Source organism: Mesorhizobium sp. M1A.F.Ca.IN.020.06.1.1 (genome assembly GCF_004023265.1).
Classification (GTDB): Bacteria; Pseudomonadota; Alphaproteobacteria; order Rhizobiales; family Rhizobiaceae; genus Mesorhizobium.
In genome coordinates this window covers 1-5,450 of the sequence record NZ_RZSR01000351.1, presented here as the reverse complement: position 1 = coordinate 5,450, position 5,450 = coordinate 1, and the positions used below count along the sequence as shown (strand labels likewise).

The following is a 5,450-nucleotide window of genomic DNA, read 5'->3' as shown; positions in this document are numbered from 1 at the left end:
GCGACCGCCGGCCCGACCGCCTGCTCCAGCCACTGCCAGCGGCTTTCATGCAGCCGGCCGAGCTCGGCGGCATCGCCCCTGAAGATTTCCCGGCCATGCGGCATTCGATGTGGCCCACTTGCGAAACTATTGGACCAAACCACGAAAGAAGTCGCCATTCAAGCCGATTATAAGACAAGCGGCCAATAAAGCTGGCTGGCTGCGGTTCGCCGCCAAAAAGACCCGGAGCATTGCCTTGACCGATACGACCGCCACCGCCGTCGCCACCCCAGCGCCGGCAAGCCACGCCTCGGCGCAAGCGACGGCCTTCACCGTCATTCTTGCGGTGAGCTTCTGCCACTGCGTCAACGACATCATGCAGTCGCTGCTTTCGGCGATCTATCCGCTGCTCAAAGAGAATTACGGTCTCGATTTCTGGCAGATCGGCCTTCTTACGTTCACTTTCCAGGTAACGGCCTCGCTGCTGCAGCCTGTGATCGGCATGATCACCGACAAGCGACCGATGCCCTATTCCTTGCCTTGGGGCATGGCCTCATCACTGGTCGGGCTGGTGGTGCTTGCGCATGCCGGCCATTACTGGCTGCTCCTGATCGGCGCCTCGCTGATCGGTATCGGCTCGGCGATCTTCCATCCGGAATCCTCGCGCATCGCCCGCTTCGCCTCGGGCGGCCGCTTCGGTCTCGCGCAATCGCTGTTCCAGGTCGGCGGCAATTTCGGCCAGGCGATGGGCCCGCTGCTCGCCGCCTTCATCGTCGTGCCTTTCGGCCAGACCAGCATTTCCTGGTTCGCCGTCGGCTCGCTGATCGGCATCGTCGTGCTGTGGCAGGTTGGCGGCTGGTACAGCCGGCTGCGCGCCTCGATGGCCAGCCGCAAGCCGGCGGCTCACGTCTCGCCCTTCCCACGCAAAAAGGTCATGGGGGCATTGGCGGTGCTGACGCTGCTGGTGTTGAGCAAGAACGCCTATATCGCCTCGCTGTCCAGCTACTACACCTTCTACGCCATCCATAAGTTCGGCGTTTCGGTGCAGATGTCGCAGGTCATGCTCTTCCTGTTCCTCGGCGCCTCGGCGCTTGGCATCCTGCTCGGCGGCCCGTTCGGCGACCGCTACGGACAGAAGGCGATGATCTGGTTCTCGATCGTCGGCGTTCTGCCCTTCACGCTGGCGCTGCCTTACGCCAATTTGGAATGGACGATGGTGCTTACCGTTGTGATCGGCCTGATCCTGTCGTCGGCCTTCTCCAACATCGTCGTCTTCGCGCAGGAACTGGTTCCCGGCCGCGTCGGCATGATCGCCGGCATCTTCTTCGGCTTCGCCTTCGGCATGGGCGGCATCGCTGCGGCCGTGCTCGGCGTCATCGCCGACATGAAAGGCATCGACTTCGTCTACCACGTCTGCTCGTACCTGCCCTTCCTCGGCCTGCTGACCGTGTTCCTGCCGAACATGAAGGAGGCCAGGAAAGCCTGAGCCGGCCACTCCGGACGAGCTCCAGAGAGCAAAGCACCCGCGCGATGGCGGGTGCTTTTCTGGCGCTGGGACTCAGGCCTGGAAGAAAGCCAGGAGGTCGGCATTGATGACGTCCGCATGGGTCGTCGCCATGCCGTGCGGAAGGCCCTTGTAGACTTTGAGCTCGCCCTTCTTGAGCAGCTTGATCGCGAGCAGCGCCGAATCCGCGATCGGCACGATCTGGTCGTCGTCGCCATGCATGACCAGCACCGGTACGTGGATCTTCTTCAGGTCCTCGGTGAAGTCGGTTTCCGAGAACGCCTTGATGCAGTCGTAATGCGCCTTGGCGCCGCCCATCATGCCCTGCCGCCACCAATTGTCGACCACACCTTCCGACACCGTCGCACCTGGACGGTTGAAGCCGTAGAAAGGGCCGGCCGGAACGTCGCGGAAGAACTGGGCGCGGTTCGTCGTCAGCGCCGAGCGAAAGCCGTCGAACACTTCGATAGGCAAGCCGCCGGGATTGGCAGCGGTCTTGAGCATGATCGGCGGCACCGCGCCGATCAGCACAGCCTTGGCGACACGGCCTCCGGAACCGTACTGCGCGACATAGCGCGCCACTTCGCCACCGCCGGTCGAATGCCCGACATGGATGGCGTTCTTGAGGTCGAGATGCGCAACCAGCGCCGTCACATCGGCGGCGTAGGTGTCCATCTCATTGCCGGTGTCAGTCTGGCTGGAGCGGCCATGGCCGCGGCGGTCATGGGCGATGACCCGATAGCCCTTGGAGAGGAAGAACAGCATCTGGGCATCCCAGTCGTCGCTGCTCAGTGGCCAGCCATGGTGGAAGACGACCGGCTGACCGGTGCCCCAATCCTTGTAGTAGATCTGCGTGCCGTCGTTGGTGGTGATCGTGCCGCTGCCTGAGCCGGCCTTCCCATGTGAAGCTTCAGTCATCTCAATCTCCGTTTTAGATGTCGCGATAAATGATATCGCGATAATGATATGTCTAGTGCAACGATGACTTCTTGTCCACGATAATATGTATCGCGATATGATTTTTTGTGCTAAAGAGCCTCACGACGTCAACAAAAGGATCATGGCGCGATGCCTCTGCCCCTGGACAATCAGCTCTGTTTCGCGCTCTACGCCACGAGCATGGCGATCAACCGTACCTACAAGCCCATGCTCGACGAGATGGGGATCACGTATCCCCAGTATCTCGTGCTCAATGCGCTTGGAGAGGCCGATGGCATGTCGGTCGGCACCATAGCGCGCCGGCTGGCGCTGGAATCGAGCACCGTCACGCCGCTGGTCAAGCGCATGGAGCAGGCGGGTCTGGTGACCCGCCAGCGCAGCCATGAGGATGAGCGGCAGGTGCAGGTCGATCTCACCGCGGCCGGCCGGGCGTTGCTCACGCAATGCAGCTGTCTGGGCGAAACGCTGGTCGAGCGCTCAGGCATGACCTCGGCCGAGGTCGATGCTCTCACGCGAAAAGTCCGGGCGTTGCGCGATGCGCTGAGCGGCGACCAATCGGCCGATGCTCCCTGACCTCCAAACGCTGGACAAAGTCTGCTTAGTGCAGGCCACGGCCCGCGTCCCATCGCAGGGGCGAGCCATTTCCGCCGCAGCTTGGCAGGCATCCTCGACGATGGTCCTTTCAAGACGGAACGTTCAAAATCCTTGCTTAACCTGGCACGGCCTCGCTGCTGACCGGCGGCAGTGGCGGCGCATCCAGCCCCTGGAACGAGTCGCGCCAGGCATCGATATGCTCGATCCGCCGATACCAGCGGCTGAGCGACGGATAGTCGTCGAGCGGCAACTGGGCGGCATCATTGAACGCGAGAAAGGTCGCCATACGAAAGTCGGCATAGCAAACCGAATTGCCGACCAGCCATTGGCGCCCGCAAAGCTCGGCTTCAAGGATGGCGGCTGTCATGTGGAACTGCCTCAGCCCCTCCTCGACCAATGCCTTGTCGATCGGCCCCAGTCCCCAGCGCTGTTTCGTGCCGCGCTCGAAATGCACCATGTCGCAGGCCCTGACGAAATTCTCCTTGCCCCAGCTCAGCCAGCGGATCATCTCCGGTTCGTCGTCGCCGGTGCGCCAGAAATCCGAATGCATGTCGCGCGAGAGCCGGCAGGCGATCGCATCGGCTTCCCACAGTCTCCATCCCGGGCCGACCAGGATGGGCAAGGTCAAATTTGGGTTCAGCGCGCGGTAGCGCTCGGCTTGCCCCGGCGCCATGGGCGAGGCGAATTCGAAGGCGACATCGGCCTTCAGATAGCGCGCCGACGCGACCGCGAGGCGAGGATTGGGATTGCGGTTGAACAGTAGTTTCATATCGATCTCCGGTCCTTCGGTTGCCTGCCAAGGACGTTTGAAACCGGCCCGATGCTACATGACGCATGCGGGCGGGACCCGGCGCAACTCGCCAGATCCGACTTTGCAGCGGAGCAACGCGTCGGCTATGCCTCCCCGACCGGATATCATCGCGCAGCCTCCATCCGACTGCCGATAAAACCGGACAACTCGTGCTACCTAATCCGGACAACTCATGTGCTTACGACACCTTGCGGTCCAACGGCTTGCGCCCCTGCCCGCCTTCCGCTATAGAGCCGCCACCCGCGTAGACACCCTTGGAGGCAACGCGGAGGAAGGCCGGCCAGGCCTGCATGATCCCCGAAGCGTTTGGACAGCCAAAAGCGTTGGATCGACCATGCAAGGCCGCGACGGCTTTCGACGTTTACGGATGGGCTTGCCCGCCGCGAACGCTCCATAACACGCGAAAGGAAATGCCATGAGCCACGAGGCTTACGAGCTCAAGGCCGAAGCGCGCGAACAGGTCGGTAAGGGGTCCGCCCGTGCAGTTCGCCGCAACGGCAAAGTGCCTGCAGTTATTTACGGCGACAAGCAGCCCCCCCTGGCGATCGCCCTCAACTACAAGGACATCTTCTACAAGATCCACGGCGGCGGGTTTCTGACCACGATCGCTACGATCGATGTCGACGGCAAGAAGATCCAGGTCCTGCCGAAGGATTTTCAGCTCGATCCGGTCAAGGACTTCCCGGTCCATGTCGATTTCCTGCGCATCGGCAAGGACACCGAGGTCAATGTCGACGTGCCCGTCCACTTCATCAATGAGGACAAGTCGCCCGGCATCAAGCGCGGCGGCGTGCTCAACATCGTTCGTCACGAAGTCGAGTTCCACTGCCCTGCCAACGCGATCCCGGAATTCATCACCGTCGATCTCGCCGGCACCGAAATCGGCGACTCGATTCACATTTCGGCGGTTGCCCTGCCGGCCGGCGTCAAGCCGGTGATCTCCGATCGCGACTTCACCATCGCGACCATCGCCGGCTCCGCGGCAATGAAGCAGGAGACGGAGGAGACTGCCGAAGCGGCCGCGCCGGAAGCTGAGGCCGCTGAGGCCGAAGAGAAGTAATTCTCTCGGCGCCAGGAGACGACGATGCTTGTCTTTGCAGGCCTCGGCAATCCGGGCGCGAAATATCAGAACAACCGGCACAATGTCGGCTTCATGGCGGCGGACGCGATAGCCCGCCGCCATTCCTTTTCGCCCTGGTCGAAGAAGTTCCAGGGCCTGATCGCCGAGGGCGCCCTGGGCGGCGAGAAGATCCTTTTAATCAAGCCGCAGACCTTCATGAATTTATCCGGCCAGTCGGTCGGCGAGGCGTTGCGCTTCTACAAACTCGATGCCGCCGCCCTCACCGTCTTCTACGACGAGATCGACCTTGCCGCCGGCAAGCTCAGGGTCAAGGCCGGCGGCGGTTCCGGCGGCCACAACGGCATCCGCTCGCTCGACCAGCATGTCGGCAATGCCTATCGCCGGGTGCGCATCGGCGTCGGCCATCCCGGCGTCAAAGAGATGGTGCACGGCCATGTGCTCGGCGATTTCGCCAAGGCCGACCGTGAATGGCTCGACGTGTTGCTCGACGCGATCGCCGACGACGCCGCACTGCTGGCCAAGGGCGACGACAACTCCTTCAT

General features: G+C 62.3%; 6 protein-coding genes and 1 pseudogene. 4 read left to right on the top strand and 3 right to left on the bottom strand.

Going from position 1 to position 5,450, the window contains the following annotated elements; genetic code table 11:
* Positions 1 to 104, bottom strand: a pseudogene (locus EOA60_RS39035) (AraC family transcriptional regulator); the annotation flags it as partial.
* A gap of 131 nt (positions 105 to 235) precedes the next feature.
* Between EOA60_RS39035 and EOA60_RS16735 the strand changes: the two are divergent.
* Positions 236 to 1,465, top strand: a complete 1,230-nt coding sequence (locus tag EOA60_RS16735; protein WP_067327132.1) for an MFS transporter — start codon at positions 236 to 238, stop codon at positions 1,463 to 1,465.
* Positions 1,466 to 1,537: 72 nt separating this feature from the next.
* On the opposite strand, the gene EOA60_RS16730 is transcribed toward EOA60_RS16735, so the two are convergent.
* Entirely contained in the window at positions 1,538 to 2,401 is an 864-nt protein-coding gene (locus EOA60_RS16730; protein WP_095823265.1) for an alpha/beta hydrolase, read from the bottom strand.
* Positions 2,402 to 2,551: 150 nt separating this feature from the next.
* Between EOA60_RS16730 and EOA60_RS16725 the strand changes: the two genes are divergently transcribed.
* Positions 2,552 to 2,995: a MarR family transcriptional regulator gene (locus EOA60_RS16725; protein ID WP_095823266.1), complete on the top strand. Its 444-nt coding sequence runs from the start codon at positions 2,552 to 2,554 to the stop codon at positions 2,993 to 2,995.
* Between the two features lie 136 nt (positions 2,996 to 3,131).
* Here the strand turns inward: EOA60_RS16725 and EOA60_RS16720 are convergent, their stop codons facing one another.
* Entirely contained in the window at positions 3,132 to 3,785 is a 654-nt protein-coding gene (locus EOA60_RS16720; protein ID WP_095823267.1) for a glutathione S-transferase family protein, read from the bottom strand.
* 457 nt (positions 3,786 to 4,242) lie between these two features.
* Here EOA60_RS16720 and EOA60_RS16715 point away from each other — a divergent pair, with 457 nt between their 5' ends.
* Together EOA60_RS16715 and pth are read left to right on the top strand one after the other, a co-directional pair.
* Positions 4,243 to 4,887: a 50S ribosomal protein L25/general stress protein Ctc gene (locus EOA60_RS16715; RefSeq protein WP_127335408.1), complete on the top strand. Its 645-nt coding sequence runs from the start codon at positions 4,243 to 4,245 to the stop codon at positions 4,885 to 4,887.
* Positions 4,888 to 4,911: 24 nt separating this feature from the next.
* Positions 4,912 to 5,450, top strand: a 539-nt coding sequence (pth, locus tag EOA60_RS16710; protein ID WP_128311620.1) for an aminoacyl-tRNA hydrolase, incomplete at its 3' end; no start/stop codon positions are given.